Origin of the sequence: Curtobacterium sp. 314Chir4.1, from assembly GCF_900215175.1 — a bacterium.
GTDB classification, from domain to species: domain Bacteria; phylum Actinomycetota; class Actinomycetes; order Actinomycetales; family Microbacteriaceae; genus Curtobacterium; species Curtobacterium pusillum_A.
Genome location: NZ_OCMI01000001.1, coordinates 708,794 through 729,602 on the forward strand (window position 1 = coordinate 708,794; position 20,809 = coordinate 729,602).

Here is a 20,809-nt window from a genome sequence, read left to right on the forward strand (position 1 = left end):
CGCAGAAGGGTGCCATGGCACGCACGGAAGCAGTCGGCCTGCCCGACGGTGAACGCATCGAGGACGTCGACGTCTCCGAGGAGATGCAGGGCTCCTTCCTCGAGTACGCGTACTCCGTCATCTACTCACGGGCACTCCCCGACGCACGCGACGGCCTGAAGCCCGTCCAGCGGCGCATCCTCTACCAGATGTCCGAGATGGGCCTGCGGCCCGACCGCGGGCACGTGAAGAGCGCCCGCGTCACCGGAGAGGTGATGGGCAAGCTGCACCCGCACGGCGACGGCGCGATCTACGACGCCCTCGTCCGCATGGCGCAGCCGTTCACGATGCGTGTTCCGCTGGTCGACGGGCACGGCAACTTCGGCTCGCTCGACGACGGACCGGCCGCTGCCCGGTACACCGAGGCCCGACTGGCCGAGCCGTCCATGGCCATGACGGAGGGCCTCGGCGAGGACGTCGTCGACTTCGTCCCGAACTACGACAACCAGATCATGCAGCCCGGCGTGCTGCCCGCGGCGTTCCCGAACCTGCTGGTCAACGGCGCGTCGGGCATCGCGGTCGGCATGGCGACGAACATGGCGCCGCACAACCTCGGCGAAGTGGTCGAGGCCGCGAAGCACCTGCTCATGAACCCGCAGGCCAGCCTCGAAGAGCTCATGGAGTTCGTCCCGGGCCCCGACCTGCCCTCCGGCGGCACGATCGTCGGACTCTCCGGCGTGCGGGACGCCTACGCCAGCGGCCGCGGTTCCTTCCGGACCCGGGCGAAGGTCTCCGTCGAGAACCTCACCCCGCGCAAGGCCGGGCTCGTCGTCACGGAGCTGCCGTACCTGGTCGGCCCCGAGCGCGTGATCGAGAAGATCAAGGACGGCGTCCAGTCCAAGAAGCTCGTCGGCATCTCCGACGTGAACGACCTCACCGACCGCAACCACGGGCTCCGGCTCGTCATCGGCATCAAGAGCGGCTTCAACCCGGCCGCCGTGCTCGAGCAGCTGTACAAGCACACCCCGCTCGAGGACGGCTTCGGCATCAACAACGTCGCCCTCGTCGGCGGATCGCCCCGTACCCTCGGACTCCGCGAGCTCCTCGACGTCTACGTGCAGCACCGCCTGTCCGTCGTCACGCGTCGGTCGCGGTACCGCCTCGCGCGCAAGAAGGAGCGGCTGCACCTGGTCGAGGGGCTGCTCATCGCGATCCTCGACATCGACGAGGTCATCGAGGTCATCCGGTCGTCGGACGACTCCGAGGCAGCGCGCTCCCGCCTGCAGACGGTGTTCGACCTGTCCGAGGTGCAGGCCGAGTACATCCTCGAACTCCGACTCCGGCGGCTGACGAAGTTCTCGCGCCTCGAACTCGAGGGTGAGCGCGACCAGTTGCTCACCGAGATCGCGGCGCTCGAGGAGCTCCTCGCGTCCGACGAGCGGCTCCGCGCCCAGGTCGCGCTCGAGCTGACCGAGGTCTCGGACAAGTTCGCGACGCCGCGTCGCACGCTGCTGACCGAGGCGGACGCACCGGTCCGCGGGGGCAGGAAGGCAGCGGTGGACCCCGAGTCGCTGCAGATCGCCGACGCCCCGTGCCGCGTGCTGCTGTCGACGACCGGGCGCCTCGTACGGGTCGACATCCCCGACACCGACCTGGGCATCGTCCGGGTGCCGAAGCGGTCGAAGCACGACGCCGTCCGCTCGACCGTCCTGTCGACCGTGCGCGGGCAGGTCGGTGCGCTCACGACGACGGGGCGGGTGCTCCGGTTCTCCCCCGTCGACGTCCCCGCCGTCCCACCCGCCTCGGTGCGGCTCGACGCCGGAGTGCGTGTCGCGGAGTACCTCGGCATCGCCCGCACCGAGACCGTCGTCGCGCTCATCGACCTCTCGCCGGACGCGCCGGACTCGCTCGCCATCGGCACCGCGCAGGGCATCGTCAAGCGTGTCACGGCCGGTGCCTGGCCCGACAAGGACGAGGTCGTCGCGATCGGCCTGAAGCCGGGCGACTCCGTCGTCGGTGCCGCCCAGGCGCCGGAGTCCGACGACCTCGTGTTCATCACCTCGAACGCGCAACTGCTCCGGTTCGGTGCCGCCGCGGTCCGGCCGCAGGGTCTGCCCGCGGGTGGTGTCGCCGGTGTGGCACTGGCTGCCGGGGCGTCCGTCATCTGGTTCGGGTCCGTCCCCCGCTCCGACGACGCCGTGGTCGCCACCGTGTCGACGTCGTCCTCGGCGCTGCCCGGCACGGACTCCGGCCGCGCGAAGGTCTCCGCGTTCTCGGAGTTCCCCGCGAAGGGCCGAGCAACCCAGGGTGTCCGTGCGCACGCGTTCCTGAAGGGCGAGGACGGCCTCACCGTGGCGTGGGCGGGCATCGCTCCGCCGCACGCGGTGGGGTCGGACGGCGCTGCCCGGACGCTGCCGGACTGGCTGTCGAAGCGGGACGGCTCGGGGGCGCCGCTCGACGCGCTGATCGGCACGATCGGCGGGAGCGCCGCGGCGCTCGACGGGACCGCGGGCGAGGCGTAGGCGCGGGCGCGCGGCGCTGCGCTGCGCTGCGCTGCGCTGCGCCGAGTCTCGCGCTGGGCGACCGTTCTCGCGGCGATCAGCACGAGATCGGTCGCGCAGACCGAGTCTCGCGCGGGCCGGGCCTCCGCGAAAGCGACAGACTGCCGCTGAACCTCGGCGGGACACTGTCGCTTCGGCGGTTCGGACGGCGGACCCTGGCGCAACGATGTCGCTTTCGCGGACACGTCGCGGCGCCGGGCTGGCCGAGTCTCGCGCGGAACGACACTTCTCGCGGCGATCAGCACGAGATCGGTCGCGCAGCCCGAGTCTCGCGCGGGCCGCGCCTCCGCGAAAGCGACACACTGCCGCCGAACTTCGGCGGGACACTGTCGCTTCGGCGGATCGGACGGCGAACCCTGGCGCAACGATGTCGCTTTCGCGGACACGTCGCGGCGCCGGGCTGGCCGATTCTCGCGCGGAACGACACTTCTCGCGGCGATCGGCCCGAGAACGGTCGCGCAGCCCGAGTCTCGCGCGGGCCGGGCCTCCGCGAAAGCGACAGACTGCCGCTGAACTTCGGCGGGACACTGTCGCTTTGGCGGATCGGACGGCGAACCCTTGCGCAACGATGTCGCTCTCGCGGACACGTCGCAGCGACGGGCTGGCCGAGACTCGCGCTGGGCGACTCTTCTCGCGGCGATCAGCACGAGATCGGTCGCGCAGCCCGAGTCTCGCGCCAGACCTCCCGCCGCCCGCCGCCCGGCCCCGCGCGGCGCGCCTACGCGTCGATGCGGTCGCGGTCGAGGCCCTCGCCCGCGAGGATGAACTCCTTGCGCGGGGCCACGTCGTTGCCCATGAGCAGCTCGAAGACCTTCGCAGCACCCTCGGCATCCGTGATGTTCACCCGGCGAAGGGTCCGGTGCGTGCGGTCCATCGTGGTCTCGGCCAGCTGGTCCGCGTCCATCTCCCCGAGGCCCTTGTACCGCTGGATCGGCTCCTGGTACTTCTTGCCCTGCTTCTCGAGCTTCTTCAGGACCGCCTGCAGTTCCTGCTCGGAGTACGTGTACAGCGTGTCGTTGGCCTTGCCGCGGTTCACCACGACGACACGGTGCAGCGGGGGCACTGCGGCGAACACCCGGCCCTGTTCGATCATCGGCCGCATGTACCGGAAGAACAGCGTGAGCAGGAGGGTCCGGATGTGGGCGCCGTCGACGTCGGCGTCGGACATGATGATGACCTTGCCGTAGCGCGCCTGGTCGATCTCGAACGTCCGGCCGGAACCGGCACCGATCACCTGGATGATCGAGGCGCACTCGGCGTTCGAGAGCATGTCCGACACGGACGCCTTCTGCACGTTGAGGATCTTGCCCCGGATCGGCAGGAGGGCCTGGTACTCGCTGTTGCGGGCGAGCTTGGCGGTGCCGAGCGCGGAGTCGCCCTCGACGATGAAGAGCTCGGTGCCCTCGGTGTCCTGCGAACGGCAGTCGGCGAGCTTCGTCGGCAACGAGGAGTTCTCGAGCGCGTTCTTGCGGCGCTGGGTCTCCTTGTGCGCCCGCGCCGAGATGCGGGTCTTCATCTCGGCGACGACCTTCTCGAGCAGCGTCGCGGCCTGGGCCTTCTCGGTGCGCTGCGTCGACGTGAGGATCTCGGTGAGCCGCTTCGACACCACCTGGTCGACGATCTTGCGGACGGCCGGCGTGCCGAGGACCTCCTTCGTCTGCCCCTCGAACTGCGGCTCGGGCAGGCGGACGGTGAGCACAGCGGTCATGCCGGCGAGCACGTCGTCCTTCTCGAGCTTGTCCTGCCCGACCTTGAGCTTGCGGGCGTTCGCCTCGACCTGGGCGCGCACGGCCTTGACCACGCCGGACTCGAAGCCGGCCTGGTGCGTCCCGCCCTTCGGCGTCGCGATGATGTTGACGAAGCTGCGGAACACCGTCTCGTACCCGCTGCCCCACCGGAGGGCCAGGTCGACCTCGCACTCGCGGGACACCGAGGTGGACACCATGTGCCCCTTGTCGTCGAGCATCGGCACGGTCTCGGTGAACGTGCCCGTGCCCTGGATGCGCCACACGTCGGTGACGGCGGAGTCGACGGCGAGGTGATCGACGAACTCACCGATGCCGCCCTCGTACCGGAAGCGCTCGACGACCGGACCGGTCTCGACCGTGGTGCCCGTCGCTTCCGCACGGGCGGCCGCTGCCTCGATCGAGGCGGGCCGGGAGTCGGTGATGGTGATGCCGAGTCCGGGGACGAGGAAGGCCGTCTGGCGCGCACGGCTCACGAGGTCGCTCGTGCTGAACTTCGCGTCGGCCGTGAAGATCTGACGGTCCGCCCAGTACCGGATCCGCGAACCGGTGACGCCCTTCTTCACCTTGCCGACGACACGGAGCTCGCTGCCCGAGGTGAACGGCGAGAAGGGTGCGTCCGGCCCGATGCCCTTCGAGTCGTCGAACGTGCCGGGCTCCCCGCGGTGGAACGACATCGCGTAGGTCTTGCCACCGCGGTCGACCTCAACGTCGAGGCGCTCCGACAGTGCGTTCACGACCGAGGCGCCGACGCCGTGGAGACCACCGGACGCGGCGTACGACCCGGAGCCGAACTTGCCGCCGGCGTGCAGCTTCGTGAACACAACCTCGACCCCGGTCAGCCCGGTCTTCGGCTCGACGTCGACGGGGATGCCACGGGCGGTGTCGCGGACCTCGACCGAGCCGTCCTCGTGCAGGACCACGCCGATCTCGTCACCGTGTCCGGCGAGGGCTTCGTCGACGGAGTTGTCGATGATCTCCCACAGGCAGTGCATGAGGCCGCGGGAATCGGTCGACCCGATGTACATGCCCGGGCGCTTCCGGACCGCCTCGAGCCCTTCGAGGACGGAGAGATGGCGTGCGGAGTAGTCGGAGCTCACCTTCCGATGCTAGCGACACGCACCGACACTGCTGCGCGGACACTCGGACTGGGGACAGTCGATCCGCGCTGAGCGAAATGGGGGCTGCACAATGCACGACTCTCAGGCATCACGTGTTGAAATAGGTGGACCAACCCGCACCCCCTGCGATCCGTGAGGAGCACAGCAATGACCCAGACCGTGCAGGACCTCTCCATCGACGAAGTCAGCAGCCACCAGCTCACCGCTGCCGACCGTTGCGACAGCTGCGGCGCGCAGGCGTACATCCGAGCGACCATGGCCAGCGGTGAACTGTTCTTCTGCGCCCACCACGGCGCCGAGTTCAAGGACAAGCTCGCGGCGACCGCCATCGAGTGGCACGACGAGAGCAGCCGACTCTACGAGTCGAAGTAGACGACCGAGTCGTCACCCAGAACGGACGGGAGGCGCGGTGCCAGCTGGCACCGCGCCTCCCGTCTGTTCGTTGGTCGCGTTCTCGGGCGTCGCTTCAGGCGATCCGCTTGAACGCCTTGTCGACGTAGCGGTCGACGGTGGCGCGCGCTTCGCGCGCGTACCGGTCGATCGTCGCCGTGCGCTCCGGGTCCGGCGCGTACTCGCGGCCGAGGCGCGCGGTCGCGGCGGCGAGGACGCCGTCGGTCAGTTGCGGGTTCAGCGGCAGGATCGGCCCCTGGGTGTGCGTGCCGAACGAGTTGCCGACGATCGCACCCTCGACGGGCGCACCGGCCTGGTTGCCGCCGCCCGAGACGACGTCCGCGAAGGGCTGCACACCCGCGCCGAGTTCGATCGTCGTGGCGTGGTCCTCGAAGCCCGCGAGGCGCGTGGACGCCCCCGGCAGCAGGGGGTACCTCGTGTCGAGCACGAAGTAGTTCACCCGACGCTCGGCGCCGCGGACGGCCCGGGCGTCGAACACCCCGAAGCCCCGGACGACGGCGCCGTCGGTGGGGACGACCTCGTTCGTGGTGAGGTCGAACCCGCCACCGACCGCGACGACGGGGACACCGGCAGCGGCGAACTCGCGCAACGGAGCACCGATCCGGGTGACGTCGTCACCGAGGGACCGCATGGCGCTGAGCGGGCCGTTGCCGATCACGACGACGTCCGCCGCGGTGGGCAGTGCGTCACCCGGGGCGTACTCGAGCACCTCGGTGTCGATGTCCGCGGCGGCCGCGCGGCGAACGAGCGCCGCGACGTTCCCGCGGTCGCCCGACACACCCATCTGGCGGGGGTAGACGTGCAGGATGGTCAGCCGTTCGGCCGTCATGCGGTCTTCTCCATGTCCGGGTGGCCGAGGGCCTTGCGGGCGATCATCATGATCTCGTAGTTGACGATGAAGTTCTTCGTCCCGGTCGAGGTCGCACCGAGGCCCTGCATGAGGGCGATGGCTGCCTCGACGTCGGGCTCGACGCGGCCGATGCGGACACCGGCGTGCTCGAGCGCGATCGCGATCTGCCACGCCTTGTCGCCGGAGACGACGTCCACGTGGTCGAGCTTCGAGAAGTCGATGTCGTAGATCCACGAGATGTCCGGCGTGCCCTCGTCGATGGCCATGAGCACCTGTTCGGGGTGCTCCGGCAGCGCGTCGAGGTTGAGCTGGAGGCTCGCGGCGTTCTTGAACATCGTGAACTCGGCGGACTCCCCCGCGATGGGCAGACGCTCACCGCGGCCGTACGCCGGCTTCATCGTCCCGAAGGCCTTCGTCACGGCGTCGGCGCGGAACTGCGCACCGAGCGCGGCACTCGCCGTCGCGGTGGCCGCCGCCGCGTCGACCGCGTAGTGCAGCCCGCGGGCGGGCAGACGGACCGGGATGTCGGCGCCGCCGAAGCGGATGGTCGCGCCGTCGCCGGTGTTCACCACGACCTCGGCGTCGGCGACGTTCGGCACGGCGTCCTGCCGGTCGAAGTCGTCGGCGTTCTGCAGACCGTTCGGCGCAGCGGCGACGACCTCGGCGCTCGCGCCGAAGCGGAGCACCCGCTGACCGTCCGAGCCGACGTAGGCGTCGAGGAACTGGTCGTCACGGTTGGTGATGACGTTCGCCGTCGACAGCGCCGCGGTGTCGAGCATCATCGTCGCGACGCGCTCGGTCTCGAAGAACCGGTAGAGCTGGTCGACCTGCACGTTGAGCATCGTCACCGTCGACGGCGACAGGATGCCGGCGAGTTCGACCGCGAAGGCCTCGTCGACCTCGAGGATGCCGATGTCGGCCTTGAGGCGACCGGTCAGCGACACCTCGGACAGGAGCGCCGACGCGATGCCCTGCGGCAGGTTCGCGCCGGACGGGTTCGTGAAGACTCGGAGCCCGTGCGCCCGGACGATGTCCGAGATCATGTGCGTCGTCGTCGACTTGCCGTTCGAGCCGAGCACGAAGACGACGCCGTTCGGGAACTGCCGCGTCACGTGCTGGAGGAAGTTCGGCACCAGCTTGAGCACGATGTACCCGGGGTAGGCGGATCCCCCGCCCCGCGCTCTGGCGAGGGCGCGGAGGATCCGCCCGATGAGGATCGGGATGAAGAACCGCATCGGCCTACTCGAGGTAGTCGCGCAGCGACTGCGACCGCGACGGGTGGCGGAGCTTCGCCATCGTCTTGGACTCGATCTGGCGGATGCGCTCACGCGTCACGCCGAACGTGTCACCGATCTGGTCGAGGGTCTTCGGCTGGCCGTCACCGAGGCCGAAGCGCATGCGGATGACGCCCGCCTCGCGCTCGGACAGGGAGTCGAGCAGGCTCTCGAGCTGCTTCTGCAGCATCGTGAACCCGACGGCGTCGGCCGGCACGACCGCTTCGGTGTCCTCGATCAGGTCGCCGAACTCCGAGTCGCCGTCCTCACCCAGCGGGGTGTGGAGCGAGATGGGCTCGCGGCCGTACTTCTGCACCTCGACGACCTTCTCCGGGGTCATGTCGAGCTCGCGGGCGAGCTCTTCCGGAGTGGGTTCGCGACCGAGGTCCTGCAGCATCTGGCGCTGGACGCGGGCCAGCTTGTTGATGACCTCGACCATGTGGACCGGGATGCGGATCGTGCGTGCCTGGTCGGCCATGGCACGGGTGATCGCCTGACGGATCCACCAGGTGGCGTACGTCGAGAACTTGAAGCCCTTGGTGTAGTCGAACTTCTCGACCGCACGGATCAGGCCCAGGTTGCCCTCCTGGATGAGGTCCAGGAACTGCATGCCGCGGCCGGTGTAGCGCTTCGCGAGCGAGACGACCAGACGGAGGTTCGCGCCGAGCAGGTGCGACTTGGCACGCTGCCCGTCACGGGCGACCCAGCGGAGTTCGCGCTCCTCGGGCTTGGAGAGACCGGTCGAGTGCTGCAGCTTGTCCTCGGCGAACAGGCCGGCCTCGATGCGCATCGCGAGCTCGACCTCCTGTTCGGCGTTGAGGAGGGCGACCTTGCCGATCTGCTTCAGGTAGTCCTTGACGGGGTCGGCCGTGGCACCCGTGATGGTCGTCGAGTAGACCGGGGCCTCGTCGTCGTCGGACTGCGAGATGACGAGCGCACCGGCGGCGACCGCTGCGGCCGCGTCCGGCTTGGTGTCCTTCTCGTCGGTCTCGGTGTCGTCGGTGGGGTCGACGTCGGCCTCGGCGACCGGGGTCTCCTCGTCGAGGTCCTCGTCGTCGGCCTGCTTCTTCGCCTTCGGGGCCGTCTTCTTCGGGGCGGCCTTCTTGGCGGTGGTCTTGGTGGCGCGCTTCTTCGGCGCGGCCGTCCCCTCGGCCTCCGCAGCGCTCTCCGCTGCGGTGCCCTCGGGCTCGGTGTCCTTCGTGGGATCGATCGTCGTGCTCCGGGCAGCCATGCGATCACCTCTCTCGTCGTGCCACGTTCGTGGGGTCGTGGCCTCCCTCGCCGCCCAGGGCCTGCGCCGTGGTCTCACACGTCGTCAGGTCCTACCGTTCCGGGCAGCACTAGGACCCATGTCAAGTCCCCCGGTTTCTGCGGCGCACTGGAGTGCTCCGAGACACAGGAGGCCCGAACGGGTCCGCGATCATTATTGCACGCTCCGCTTCCGCAGGCGCGCAACGAGTGCAACCCACAGCGGCCCCACCCGTATTCCGTCCTGTGCGTGGAGTTCCCGGCGTGTCCGCCGTCGGGCGTGCAGGAGCATGACGACGCCGATGCCGACCACCACGTACTGCACGGTGAGGGCCAGCCGGAAGTTCGTCCAGGCGAACACCGTCTCCCCCGAGGCCCGCGCCGCGATGTCCAGGATCGTGCCGATCAGGAACATCATCACGAAGGCCGCGAGGAACCCGCCGACGTTCACCACGCCGTTCGCCGACCCGAGCGACCCGACGGGGTTGAACGAGCGTGCGAAGTCGAAGCCGATGAGCGATCCGGGGCCGCCGATGCCCATCACGACGACGAGCACGACGAGCAGCCAGGTCGGCGGGTGGCCCGGCCACAGCAGGATCGCGGTCCACACCACCGCGAGGGCGACGACGATGCCGAGCACCAGGTTCGACCGCCGGAGCGGGAACCGGGCGCAGAGCACGCCGAGCACCGGTCCGACCACGAAGCCGGTGACGACGATCACCGTGAGGAAGCCGGCGGCCTCGGACGGGGAGTACCCCAGCCCCCGGAGCATCGGCACGCCCCACAGCAAGGAGAACACCGTGCCGGAGGACTGCGTCACGTAGTGCGACCAGAACCCGAGCTGCGTACCCGGTCGGCGGAGCGCGTGCCCGAACGTGTGGAACGCACCGCGCCAGGAGTGCGGGAGCGGCAACGGGATCGTGTCCGTCCGCACGGGCACCGGGCCGTTCTTCACGAAGACGAACGCGAGCACGAGGCCGACCGCGCTGGCCGCCGCGGCGACGCCGAACGCCGGCGACCACCCCGCGGTGTGCAGCAGCACGGCGAAGGGGAAGGCGGACAGGATCTGCCCGACCTGCCCGAGGTTGCCCGTCCACTGCGAGATCTGCGGCAGGATCCGTCCGCTGAACCACATCGGCACGAGACGGATCACGGAGATGAAGGTCATCGCGTCGCCGGCACCGACGAGCACGCGCCCCGCGATCGCCGGACCGATCGTCGGTGACACGGCGACGACGGCCTGCCCGACGACCAGCAACGCGGCGCCGAGCAGCACCAGCCGGCGCGGCCCGACCCGGTCGAGCGCGATGCCCACCGGGATCTGCAGTCCCGCGTAGACGGCGATCTGCACCACCGCGAGCGTCGAGAGCACGGCGGCCGAGACCGCGAAGCGGTCCTGCGCGTCGACCCCGGAGACGCCGAGCGAGGACCGCTGCACGACCGCCAGCACGTACGCGAGCACCGCCACGCCCCAGACGAGGAAGGCGCGGCGGGAGTTCACCGAACCAGGCTACCGGGGGCGGCCCCGCCGCCAGGACGGGCTGTGGAGAACGTGCGCCTCGGGCACGACGCGAGCCGCGCCTCCCGGCTCAGTCGGATGCCGCGTCGCCGTCCGGGCGGCGACCAGCCAGGAAGCGCTCGAGCTCGGCCGCGATCGAGTCCGCGGTCGGGACCTGCCCGTCGACGCCGGTGAGCGGCGAGGCGATCGGGTTGCCCTCCATGTACGTGTCGTGCCGTTCCTCGAGCACCGACACGAGGCGCTGGAGCTCCTCGTTGCCGGACACCTGCTCGTCGACCCGCGTGCGGAACTCGCGGCCTTCCTCACGCAGTTCGTCCGAGGGGAAGATCAGGCCGGTGGCTGCCGAGATGCCGGACAGGGCGGCGACCGCAGCGTCCGGGAACTCGGTGTCGGAGAGGTAGTGCGGCACGAGGAGCACGAGCCCCGTCACCTGGGCGCCGAGCTCGGAGAGACGGTGCTCGACCAGGTGCAGGACGTTCGCCGGCGCCTGCGTCTCGGGCTTCCACACGCTCATCTGCTCGACGAGGTCGGCCCGGGTCCCGGACACGGTCAGGCTGATCGGGCGCGTGTGCGGCACGGGCATCGGGATCGCCTGCACCCACGTCGTGTCGACGACCTGCAGCTCGTCGGCGAGGTCGGTCACGGCACGGACGAAGCGGTTCCACTGGAAGTCCGGCTCGTACCCGGAGAGGAACAGGAACGGCTGTCCGATCTCGTCGTGCACGAGGTGGAGTCGCAGGCGAGGGGGCTCGACGGCCGCGATGTGGTCGTGTTCGAAGGTGATCACCGGGCGACGGGCACGCCAGTCGAGCAGCACGTCCGGGTCGAACTCCGCGACGAGCTCGGTCTCGAGGCCCTCGAGCACGGCGGTCGTCACCTGCGCCACGGCCGAACCGGCGTCGGCGAATCCGGTGAGGCCGGCGACCAGGTGCAGCCCCGCGGGCACGGTCGGCGCGTCCTCGGCGAAGGTGTAGAGCTCCTCGGGGTGGTTCACCGTTCCCATGCTAGGCGGGGCGCCGCGCTCCCTCGTGTGGAGCGACCACGCCGACAGCGAACACCTGCTGGCTAGGGTGGTCGCATGGTCCGACCGACGCTCTCCACCACGACTTCCAGCCCAGCCACCGTCACCGCCGACGTCCTCGTCGTCGGTGTCCGACCCGGAACGGACGGCGGCCCCGCGACCCTCGCGGCGAGTGCCGCCGGAGCGGTGGAGGCACTGGCAGACCTCGACCTCGCCTCGATCGGCGCCACGGGCGCCAAGGACCAGCTCGTCCGGCTGCCGGGCACCGGTGTGGCCGCGACCGGCATCGCACTGATCGGCCTCGGCAGCGCCGGCGACCCCGCCGCGGTCCGCTCCGCCGCGGGCAGCGCCGTGCGCCAGCTGCCAACCGTCGCGTCGATCGCGCTCGCGCTGCCGACCGACTCGGCCGAACTCGTCGACGCCGCGCTCGAGGGTGCGGCCCTGGGCGCGTACTCGTTCACCCGCCACAAGGGCGCCGGCACCACCGGCCCGACGCGCGGTGACCAGGAGATCACGGTCCTTGCATCCTCCGACGTCGCTGCGGACGCCGCCGTCCGGCCGGCGATCGTCGCCGACGCCGCGACGCTCGTGCGCGACCTCGTCAACACCGCGGCCGGCGACCTCGGACCCGCGGACGTCGCCGACGTCGCTCTCGCGCAGGCCGACGGTCTGCCGCTCACCGTCGAGGTCCTCGACGAGACCGCGCTCGAGGAACAGGGCTTCGGCGGCATCCTCGGCGTCGGACGCGGCTCGGAGCGCCCGCCGCGGCTCGTCGTCGTCCGGTACGCGCCGGAGTCCGCGACGAAGCACCTCGCCCTGGTCGGCAAGGGCATCACGTTCGACTCGGGCGGCCTCTCGCTCAAGCCGGCGGGCTCGATGCTCGGCATGAAGACCGACATGACGGGCGCCGCCACCGTGCTCGCAGCCACCGTCGCCGCCGCACGCCTCGGGCTCGACGTCCGTGTGACCGCGTGGCTGTGCCTCGCGGAGAACATGCCCTCCGGCTCGGCGACGCGCCCCGGCGACGTCCTCACCCTGAAGAACGGGAAGACCGTCGAGGTCACGAACACCGACGCCGAGGGCCGACTCGTGCTCGGTGACGGCATGGCAGCCGCGTCCCTCGAGCAGCCCGACGCGATCGTCGACGTCGCCACGCTGACCGGTGCGCAGGTCGTCGCACTGGGTGACCGCACCACCGGGCTGATGGGCAGCGACGACCTCGTCGCGCAGGTCCGCGCCGTCGCCGCATCCGTCGCCGAGCCGATCTGGCCGATGCCGCTGCCCGAGGAACTCGACGCCCGACTCGGCAGCGAGATCGCCGACATGGTGAACGCCACGGTGGGCAACCCGGCCGGCGGCATGCTCCTCGCGGGGAAGTTCCTGGAGCGCTTCGTCGGCGAGGGCATCCCGTGGGCGCACCTCGACATCGCCGGTCCGTCCGAGAACAAGGGCGGCGGCTACGGCTGGCTCGGCAAGGGTGCGACGGGCGTCATGGTCCGCACGCTCATCTCGCTCGCAGAAGAGCTCCAGGCCAAGTAGTAGGTTTGACTCCGGCGGGGCAGCGCGCTCGACGTGCCCCCGCCGGAACCAACGGGACGGGACCGGAACCATGCGGTCCGACCGTCGGACGCCGCCGCCGCGGTGTCCAGTGGGGTCCGATCGGCCCCGACACGCACGAGGGAGTTGCACCAGGTGACGGAACAGACTTACGACGTCGTGGTCCTCGGTGGCGGCAGTGGTGGCTACGCCGCTGCGCTCCGGGCCGCCGAGCTCGGGATGAGCGTCGCGCTCATCGAGGGAGACAAGCTCGGGGGGACGTGCCTGCACCGCGGCTGCATCCCGACGAAGGCGCTGCTGCACGCGGCCGAGGTCGCCGACGCGACCCGTGACGCGGAGAAGTACGGCGTCGTCGCCGAGTTCGCCGGCGTCGAGGTCCCGAAGGTCATCGAGTACCAGCAGGGCGTCATCAACTCGAAGTACAAGGGCCTCCAGGGCCTCATCAAGGCGCGCGGGATCACCGTCGTCGAGGGCTGGGGCAAGCTCACCTCGCAGAACACCGTGCAGGTCGGCGACCAGACCGTGACCGGCAAGAACATCGTCCTCGCGACGGGTTCCTACTCGAAGTCGCTGCCCGGACTCGAGATCGGTGGTCGCGTGATCACCTCCGAGACCGCCCTGCGCATGGACTACGTGCCGAACAAGGTCGTCATCCTCGGCGGTGGCGTCATCGGCGTCGAGTTCGCCAGCGTCTGGAAGTCCTTCGGTGCCGAGGTGACGATCGTCGAGGCACTCCCCCACCTCGTCCCCGCCGAGGACGAGTCCATGTCGAAGCAGCTCGAGCGTGCGTTCCGCAAGCGCGGCATCGAGTTCTCGCTCGGTGTGCGCTTCCAGGGCGTCGAACAGCACGAGAACGGCGTCGTCGTGACGCTGGAGGACGGCAAGACCTTCGACGGCGACGTGCTACTCGTCGCGGTCGGCCGTGGCCCCGTCACGCAGAACGTCGGCTACGACGAGGTCGGCGTGGCGATGGATCGCGGGTTCGTCACCACGAACGAGCGCCTCGCCACGAACATCCCCAACGTGTACGCCGTCGGCGACATCGTCCCGGGCCTGCAGCTCGCGCACCGCGGCTTCCAGCAGGGCATCTTCGTCGCCGAGGAGATCGCCGGCCTGAACCCGGTGATCATCGAGGACAAGAACATCCCGAAGATCACGTACTCCGACCCCGAGGTCGCCTCCGTCGGACTCTCGCAGTCCAAGGCCGAGGAGCAGTACGGGGCCGACAAGGTCGACTCGTACGAGTACAACCTCGCCGGCAACGGCAAGAGCCACATCATCGGCACCTCCGGTTCGGTCAAGGTCGTCCGCGTCGTCGACGGCCCCGTCGTCGGCGTCAGCATGATCGGCGCCCGGGTCGGCGAGCTCATCGGCGAAGCCCAGCTCGCCGTGAACTGGGAGGCGTACCCGGAGGACGTCGCCCCGCTCATCCACGCGCACCCGACGCAGAACGAGGCCCTCGGCGAGGCGTTCCTGCACCTCGCGGGCAAGCCGCTGCACGCCCTGTGAACACCATGACCACCACCACGAACCACCCCTGCGAAGAGGAGTCCACCCGATGAGCGAATCCGTCAACCTCCCGGCGCTCGGCGAGAGCGTCACCGAGGGCACGGTGACCCGATGGCTGAAGAACGTCGGTGACCGGGTCGAGGTCGACGAGCCGCTGCTCGAGGTCTCGACCGACAAGGTCGACACCGAGATCCCGTCGCCGATCGCCGGCGTCGTGGAGGAGATCCTCGTGCAGGAGGACGAGACCGTCGAGGTCGGCACCGCGCTCGTGAAGATCGGCGACGGCTCCGGCTCGTCCGACGGCGGGTCCTCCGACTCCAGCTCGAACGAGGCAGCTGCCGAGGCCGAGGAGCCCGAGGCCGCCCCGAGCACCGAGCAGGAGACCGAGACCCCGGCTCCGGAGCCGACCGAGCCCGAGCCGGCTCCCGCCGGTGAGACGCAGCCCGCTGCGCCGCAGGCCCCGGCAGCCCCGCCGGCCGCTGCCCCGGTCCCCCAGGCCGCCCCGGTCCCGCCGCCCGCCGCCGCTCCGCCGGCAGCCGTCCCGGCCCCGGCTGCTGCTCCCGCGGCATCGGCTCCGACCGCGACCGCCGCGGTCCCGAACCCGACGCAGGACGCCTCGGCCTCCGGCTACGTCACGCCGCTCGTGCGCAAGCTCGCGAACGAGCAGGGCGTCGACCTGTCGACCGTCACCGGCTCCGGTGTCGGCGGACGCATCCGCAAGGAGGACGTCCTCGCAGCTGCCGCGAAGGCACCCGCCGCCGGTGGTTCGGCTCCGGCCGCCGCCCAGTCGGGTCCGTTCGTCGCCGAGGTCTCCCCGCTCCGCGGCACCCGCGAGAAGATGACCCGCCTCCGCAAGGTCGTCGCCGAGCGTGCCGTGCAGTCGATGACCTCGACCGCACAGCTCACCAGCGTCGTCGAGGTGGACGTCACGAAGGTCGCCCAGTTCCGCGACGCGAACAAGGCCGAGTTCCTCGAGAAGACCGGTTCGAAGCTCTCCTTCATGCCGTTCTTCGCCCTCGCTGCGTCCGAGGCGCTCAAGGCCCACCCGAAGATCAACTCGACCGTGGAGGGCGAGGAGATCGTCTACCCGGAGACCGAGAACGTCTCCATCGCGGTGGACACCGAGCGCGGCCTGCTCACCCCGGTGATCAAGGACGCTGCGTCGCTGAACCTCGCGCAGTTCTCGCAGTCGATCGCGGACCTCGCCGAGCGCACCCGCAACAACCAGCTCAAGCCGGACGAGCTCGCAGGCGGCACGTTCACGCTGACCAACACCGGTTCGCGTGGCGCGCTGTTCGACACCCCCGTGGTGTTCCTGCCGCAGTCGGCGATCCTCGGCACCGGCATCGTCACGAAGCGTCCGGCGGTCGTCAAGGTCGACGGACAGGAAGCCATCGCGATCCGTTCGTTCGTCTACCTCGCACTGTCGTACGACCACCGGATCATCGACGGCGCCGACGCGTCGCGCTACCTCGTCGCGGTGAAGAACCGTCTCGAGGAGGGCAACTTCGGCCCGAACCTCGGGTACTGATCCCAGCACGACGAGCACCACGGAACGGCCCCGGTCCCCAGCGGATCGGGGCCGTTCCGTGTTCATCAGCCGAGCGCGAAGACCGCGGCCGCGGTGCCGCCCACGGCCACGACGACGCCGACGAGCGCCGACCGGAACGGCAGCCGTCGTCCGCCGCCCCAGGGGACGCCCTGCACGACGACGCCGCGTGCGGTCGCGAGGATGCCGGTGTCCACCGCAGCGGGCTCCGCCGGGAGACCCACCAGGAGGTCGTGCGCCGGCGGCTCCCACCGCACCGGACGCGGCGCGGCTGCCGCCCGGACGTGGGAGAGCGCCACCCGGACCGTCTCGGCATCGCCGTCGAGTGCCGCCGCGATCGCGCTGTCGACGAGCGGGCGGGTCGGATCGCTCGGATCGGTCCGCTCCCACACCACCCTGGCGGCGAGCACCAGGAGGCGTGCGCCGTCCTGGTCCGTGCCGCGGGCCGCCTCCGTGCCAGGTGGTCGGTCGCACAGCACGACCGCCCCGGCGTCGTCGACCAGCACGTCGTCGAGTCCGCCCGTCCCGAGGGACAGCGCCCCCGATCGCTCGGCCACCGCGAGTTCGAGGAGCGGTCGGGACAGGGTCACCGCGACCCCGGTGGTCGGGGTCCCGAGCGTGTCGAGCGCGGTCGTCAGCGGGGTCCCGACCGGGCGGAGGACGTCCACCGCGAGCCGTCCGTCGGGCAGCCGGCCGATCGCGACGAGCGGAGCGAGGTGCCGGCAGTCCGCCGACGCCCGGTCCGCTGCCCAAGCGAGCAGCACCCGGTCGTCGGCGACGTCGGACGCGACCCGACGGACGTGATCGGTGACCATCTGCATGACGGTCAGCCTCACGGATCGGTGGGTCGTGCCTCCAGGCCGGGTGGTGACCTGTGGAGAACCCTGTTCGCCCACAGCCGGATCATCGCCGGTCCGGAGATGTCAGCGGAAGCCGTATCCTGGGTGCATGGCACGCAGCAGTTCTCAAGGTACGACGGCGAAGGAGCCGGGTCGTCTCAAGCAGATGTACCAGGTCTTCACGATGACCCGTCGGGCGGACCCGACCTCGGTCTGGTGGTTCGCCCTGGCGTTCGTGGTCCCGGTGGTGCTGGGCGTGCTGCTCGCGCTGCTGCTCCCCGGGCAGAACTGGCTCGCGATCATCCTCTGGATCGTCGCCGGCGTGCTGCTCGGTGTCCTGCTCTTCCTGATCGTCCTCGGACGGCTGGCCGAGCGCGCCGCGTACTCGCAGATCGAGGGGCAGCCCGGTGCCGTGGGCGCGGTGCTGTCGAACTCGCTCCGCCGGCAGTGGCGTTCGAGTGAGATGCCCGTCGCCGTGCACGGTCGCTCGCAGGCCGCGGTCTACCGGGCTGTCGGCACACCGGGTGTCGTCCTCATCACCGAGGGGCAGCGCGGCAACCTGAACCGCCAGGTCGACGAAGAGCGTCGCAAGGTCCAGCGCATCGTGCCGAACGTCCCGGTGCACGTCGTGCACGTCGCCTCCGGCAAGGACGGCGACGGTGACGACGCCGTCACGCTGCACAAGCTCCCCCGTGCCATGAACAAGTTCAAGAAGTCGCTCAACCGCAACGAGGTACTGGCGGTCGCGAACCGCCTCGACTCGTTGACGCAGAGCCCCGCTGCCGCGATCCCGAAGGGCATGGACCCGATGCGTGCCCGCGCCGGACGTCCGCGCTGACGCAAACCCCGCACCGACGACGAACGCCCCCGACCGTGCCAGGTCGGGGGCGTTCTCGCGTGCCGGGGGCCGGCGCGTGCCGCAGTGTGCGAGGTTCCGGCCACCGTGGGAGCCGCACAGGGTCGCACCGTGACGGGAACCTCGCACACTGCACCCGGGGCCGGCGCGTGCAGCAGTGTGCGAGCTTCCGGCCACCGTGGGAGCCGCGCGGGGTCGCACCGTGCCAGATCGGGGGCGTTCTCGCGCGCGGGACTGGCGCGTGCCGCAGTGTGCGAGCTTCCGGCCAGCGTGGGAGCCGCGCGGGGTCGCACCGTGACGGGAACCTCGCACACTGCACGCGCCGCGAGCAAGCGCGGCGCGAGCAAGCGCGGCGCGAGCAAGCGCGGCGCGAGCAAGCGCGGCGCGGGCAAGCGCGGCGCGGGCAAGCGCGGCGCGAGCAAGCGCGGCGCGGGCAAGCGCGGCGCGGGCAAGCGCGGCGCGAGCAAGCCCGCGCCCCGCGCCCCGCGCTCAGCGCCGGACCAACACCGTCCCGGCGATCCGGTCGTGGGCCCCGCGGCTGTCGCGGTCGATGATCAGCGCCGGCACGATCAGGCACAGCAGGACCGTCCGGACCACCGGTCGCCAGACGCCGACGTAGCCGCCACGCATCGGCACGACCCGGAGCCCGACGCAGATGTGCCCGAACGAGCCGGACAGCAGGCAGATGAACAGCACCTGGAGCGCCGCGAAGATCGCGATCTGGATCCACGAGTGCGCGATGTCCCCGGACCCGTTCACCGGCGACCACACCCCGGTGACGTAGGCGACGAGGTCGGCCAGGGCGCCGTCGATGAGCAACGCGACGATCCGCCGACCGATGCGTCCGACGCTGCGCGGGCCCTCCTCGGGGAGCCCGAGGTCCTTGCCCGGCCATCCGTCCGGGTGAGCAGAAGACGCGGGAGACGGAGTGGTGCTGCGGGCCATGGTCCAAGCGTAGGCGACCGTGACGCGACCGACACCGACGCGGCCACGAGCCGACATCGACTCGCCCACCCCCACTCGACGTAACACGGACGAAACAATCCAGTCATGTCCGGGAAACTCGGTGTCAATAGCCTCGTCGGAGGGTGCACCCGCGGCACCTCCACATCACCCAAACCCCCAGGAGATCGACACACATGTTCAGCGATTCCTCCGAGGTCCTGGCCTTCATCAAGGACACGGACGTCAAGTTCCTCGACATCCGCTTCACCGACCTGCCCGGCGTGCAGCAGCACTTCAACATCCCGGCATCCACGGTCGACGAGGACTTCTTCTCGGTCGGTCAGCTCTTCGACGGCTCCTCGATCCGCGGCTTCGCGTCGATCCACGAGTCCGACATGCAGCTCATCCCTGACGTGACGACGGCGTACATCGACCAGTTCCGCGCCGAGCGCACGCTGATCATGATCTTCGACATCTACAACCCGCGGAACGGCGAGATCTACGGCCGCGACCCGCGCCAGGTCGCCAAGAAGGCGGAGAAGTACCTCGCGTCGACGGGCATCGCCGACACCGCGTTCTTCGCCCCCGAGGCCGAGTTCTACATCTTCGACGACGTCCGCTACTCGGTCACCCAGAACCAGTCGTTCTACTCGGTCGACTCGGAAGAGGGCGCCTGGAACACCGGCCGCGAGGAAGAGGGCGGCAACCTCGCCAACAAGACCCCCTACAAGGGCGGCTACTTCCCCGTCTCCCCGGTCGACAAGACGGCCGACCTGCGCGACGACATCACACTCAAGCTGATCGAGGCGGGCTTCGAGCTCGAGCGCTCGCACCACGAGGTGGGCACCGGCGGCCAGCAGGAGATCAACTACAAGTTCGACACGATGGTCCACGCCGCGGACGACATCCTGAAGTTCAAGTACATCGTCAAGAACACGGCGGACCAGTGGGGCAAGGTCGCCACGTTCATGCCGAAGCCGCTCTTCGGTGACAACGGCTCGGGCATGCACACGCACCAGTCGCTCTGGTCGGACGGCAAGCCGCTGTTCTACGACGAGAACGGCTACGGCGGCCTCTCGGACGTCGCGCGCTGGTACATCGGCGGCATCCTCAAGCACGCCTCGGCGCTGCTCGCCTTCACGAACCCGTCGATCAACTCGTACCACCGCCTGGTGAAGGGCTTCGAGGCGCCGGTCAACCTGGTCTACTCGGCCGGGAACCGCTCCGCCGCGATCCGCATCCCGATCACCGGCACGAACCCGAAGGCGAAGCGCATCGAGTTCCGCGCGCCGGACGCCTCGGGCAACCCGTACCTCGCCTTCGCCGCGCAGCTCATGGCGGGCCTCGACGGCATCCAGAACCGCATCGAGCCGCACGAGCCCGTCGACAAGGACCTCTACGAGCTCCCCCCGGAGGAGGCCAAGGGCATCCCGCAGGTCCCCGGCTCGCTCGACGAGGCCCTCGACGCGCTCGAGGCGGACCACGAGTTCCTCACGAAGGGCAACGTCTTCACCGAGGACCTCATCCAGACCTGGATCGACTACAAGCGCGAGAACGAGATCCTCCCGCTGGCCCAGCGTCCGCACCCGTTCGAGTACGAGCTGTACTTCGGCGTCTGATCCGCTCCGCTCCACGAAGGCCCCGCACCGGTTTCCGGTGCGGGGCCTTCCGCGTTCCGCACGTGTCGGCCGGCGGTCGTGCAGTGGAGGTGACCGCCTGGAGGCGCGGTGCCGGTCCGCCGGGCCGGCACCGCGCCTCCAGGCGGTCGCGTCGTGACGTTCCTTCCCAGAACGGGCGCAGTGGGAAGTGGGAACGGGCGTACCTG

15 protein-coding genes are annotated in these 20,809 nt (G+C 70.3%); 7 read left to right on the top strand and 8 right to left on the bottom strand.

Annotation, left to right across the window (positions count from 1 at the left end; all coding sequences use genetic code 11):
* The first annotated feature begins 14 nt into the window (after window positions 1-14).
* Window positions 15-2,501: a DNA topoisomerase (ATP-hydrolyzing) subunit A gene (locus CRP27_RS03280; RefSeq protein ID WP_097179295.1), complete on the top strand. Its 2,487-nt coding sequence runs from the start codon at window positions 15-17 to the stop codon at window positions 2,499-2,501.
* A 757-nt stretch (window positions 2,502-3,258) separates the two neighbouring features.
* On the opposite strand, the gene CRP27_RS03285 is transcribed toward CRP27_RS03280, so the two are convergent.
* The gene (locus tag CRP27_RS03285; RefSeq protein ID WP_097179296.1) at window positions 3,259-5,385 is read right to left on the bottom strand and encodes a type IIA DNA topoisomerase subunit B; all 2,127 of its coding nucleotides are present in this window, start codon (window positions 5,383-5,385) and stop codon (window positions 3,259-3,261) included.
* Window positions 5,386-5,553: 168 nt separating this feature from the next.
* Between CRP27_RS03285 and CRP27_RS03290 the strand changes: the two genes are divergently transcribed.
* Complete coding sequence (locus CRP27_RS03290; protein ID WP_079235873.1) at window positions 5,554-5,778, top strand: hypothetical protein; 225 nt, start codon at window positions 5,554-5,556, stop codon at window positions 5,776-5,778.
* A 94-nt stretch (window positions 5,779-5,872) separates the two neighbouring features.
* On the opposite strand, the gene CRP27_RS03295 is transcribed toward CRP27_RS03290, so the two are convergent.
* The 5 genes from CRP27_RS03295 to CRP27_RS03315 all read right to left on the bottom strand — a co-directional run bounded on the left by CRP27_RS03295 (window position 5,873) and on the right by CRP27_RS03315 (window position 11,711).
* Window positions 5,873-6,646, bottom strand: coding sequence for a type 1 glutamine amidotransferase (locus CRP27_RS03295; RefSeq protein ID WP_097179297.1), 774 nt, complete (start codon window positions 6,644-6,646; stop codon window positions 5,873-5,875).
* Window positions 6,643-7,902 carry a MurT ligase domain-containing protein gene (locus CRP27_RS03300; RefSeq protein ID WP_097179298.1) on the bottom strand — a complete coding sequence of 420 codons (1,260 nt, stop codon included), beginning with the start codon at window positions 7,900-7,902 and terminating at the stop codon, window positions 6,643-6,645. The genes CRP27_RS03295 and CRP27_RS03300 overlap by 4 nt, the downstream gene beginning before the upstream one ends.
* A 4-nt stretch (window positions 7,903-7,906) precedes the next feature.
* On the bottom strand, window positions 7,907-9,172 hold the full coding sequence (locus tag CRP27_RS03305; protein WP_097179299.1) for an RNA polymerase sigma factor: 1,266 nt from the start codon (window positions 9,170-9,172) through the stop codon (window positions 7,907-7,909).
* A 192-nt stretch (window positions 9,173-9,364) separates the two neighbouring features.
* Entirely contained in the window at window positions 9,365-10,690 is a 1,326-nt protein-coding gene (locus tag CRP27_RS03310; protein ID WP_097179300.1) for a nitrate/nitrite transporter, read from the bottom strand.
* Between the two features lie 88 nt (window positions 10,691-10,778).
* A complete protein-coding gene (locus CRP27_RS03315; protein WP_097179301.1) occupies window positions 10,779-11,711 on the bottom strand; it encodes a proteasome assembly chaperone family protein in 933 nt (310 codons plus the stop codon).
* A 75-nt stretch (window positions 11,712-11,786) separates the two neighbouring features.
* Here CRP27_RS03315 and CRP27_RS03320 point away from each other — a divergent pair, with 75 nt between their 5' ends.
* The 3 genes from CRP27_RS03320 (at window position 11,787) to sucB (ending at window position 16,326) form a co-directional block, all read left to right on the top strand.
* Window positions 11,787-13,268 (top strand): leucyl aminopeptidase, encoded by a 1,482-nt coding sequence (locus tag CRP27_RS03320; RefSeq protein ID WP_097179302.1) that lies wholly within the window; start codon window positions 11,787-11,789, stop codon window positions 13,266-13,268.
* 153 nt (window positions 13,269-13,421) lie between these two features.
* Window positions 13,422-14,795, top strand: a complete 1,374-nt coding sequence (gene lpdA / locus CRP27_RS03325) for a dihydrolipoyl dehydrogenase (protein ID WP_097179303.1) — start codon at window positions 13,422-13,424, stop codon at window positions 14,793-14,795.
* Window positions 14,796-14,844: 49 nt separating this feature from the next.
* Complete coding sequence (gene sucB, locus CRP27_RS03330; RefSeq protein WP_097179304.1) at window positions 14,845-16,326, top strand: 2-oxoglutarate dehydrogenase, E2 component, dihydrolipoamide succinyltransferase; 1,482 nt, start codon at window positions 14,845-14,847, stop codon at window positions 16,324-16,326.
* A 65-nt stretch (window positions 16,327-16,391) separates the two neighbouring features.
* On the opposite strand, the gene CRP27_RS03335 is transcribed toward sucB, so the two are convergent.
* Window positions 16,392-17,165 carry a hypothetical protein gene (locus CRP27_RS03335; protein ID WP_141399677.1) on the bottom strand — a complete coding sequence of 258 codons (774 nt, stop codon included), beginning with the start codon at window positions 17,163-17,165 and terminating at the stop codon, window positions 16,392-16,394.
* Window positions 17,166-17,292: 127 nt separating this feature from the next.
* Between CRP27_RS03335 and CRP27_RS03340 the strand changes: the two genes are divergently transcribed.
* Window positions 17,293-18,021, top strand: coding sequence for a DUF4191 family protein (locus CRP27_RS03340; RefSeq protein ID WP_079235863.1), 729 nt, complete (start codon window positions 17,293-17,295; stop codon window positions 18,019-18,021).
* Between the two features lie 507 nt (window positions 18,022-18,528).
* Here CRP27_RS03340 and CRP27_RS03345 read toward each other — a convergent pair.
* Window positions 18,529-18,984, bottom strand: a complete 456-nt coding sequence (locus CRP27_RS03345; RefSeq protein ID WP_097179626.1) for an RDD family protein — start codon at window positions 18,982-18,984, stop codon at window positions 18,529-18,531.
* A 194-nt stretch (window positions 18,985-19,178) separates the two neighbouring features.
* On the opposite strand from CRP27_RS03345, the gene glnA reads away from it, so the two are divergent.
* Window positions 19,179-20,603, top strand: coding sequence for a type I glutamate--ammonia ligase (gene glnA, locus CRP27_RS03350; RefSeq protein ID WP_097179306.1), 1,425 nt, complete (start codon window positions 19,179-19,181; stop codon window positions 20,601-20,603).
* The last annotated feature ends 206 nt before the right edge of the window (window positions 20,604-20,809 follow it).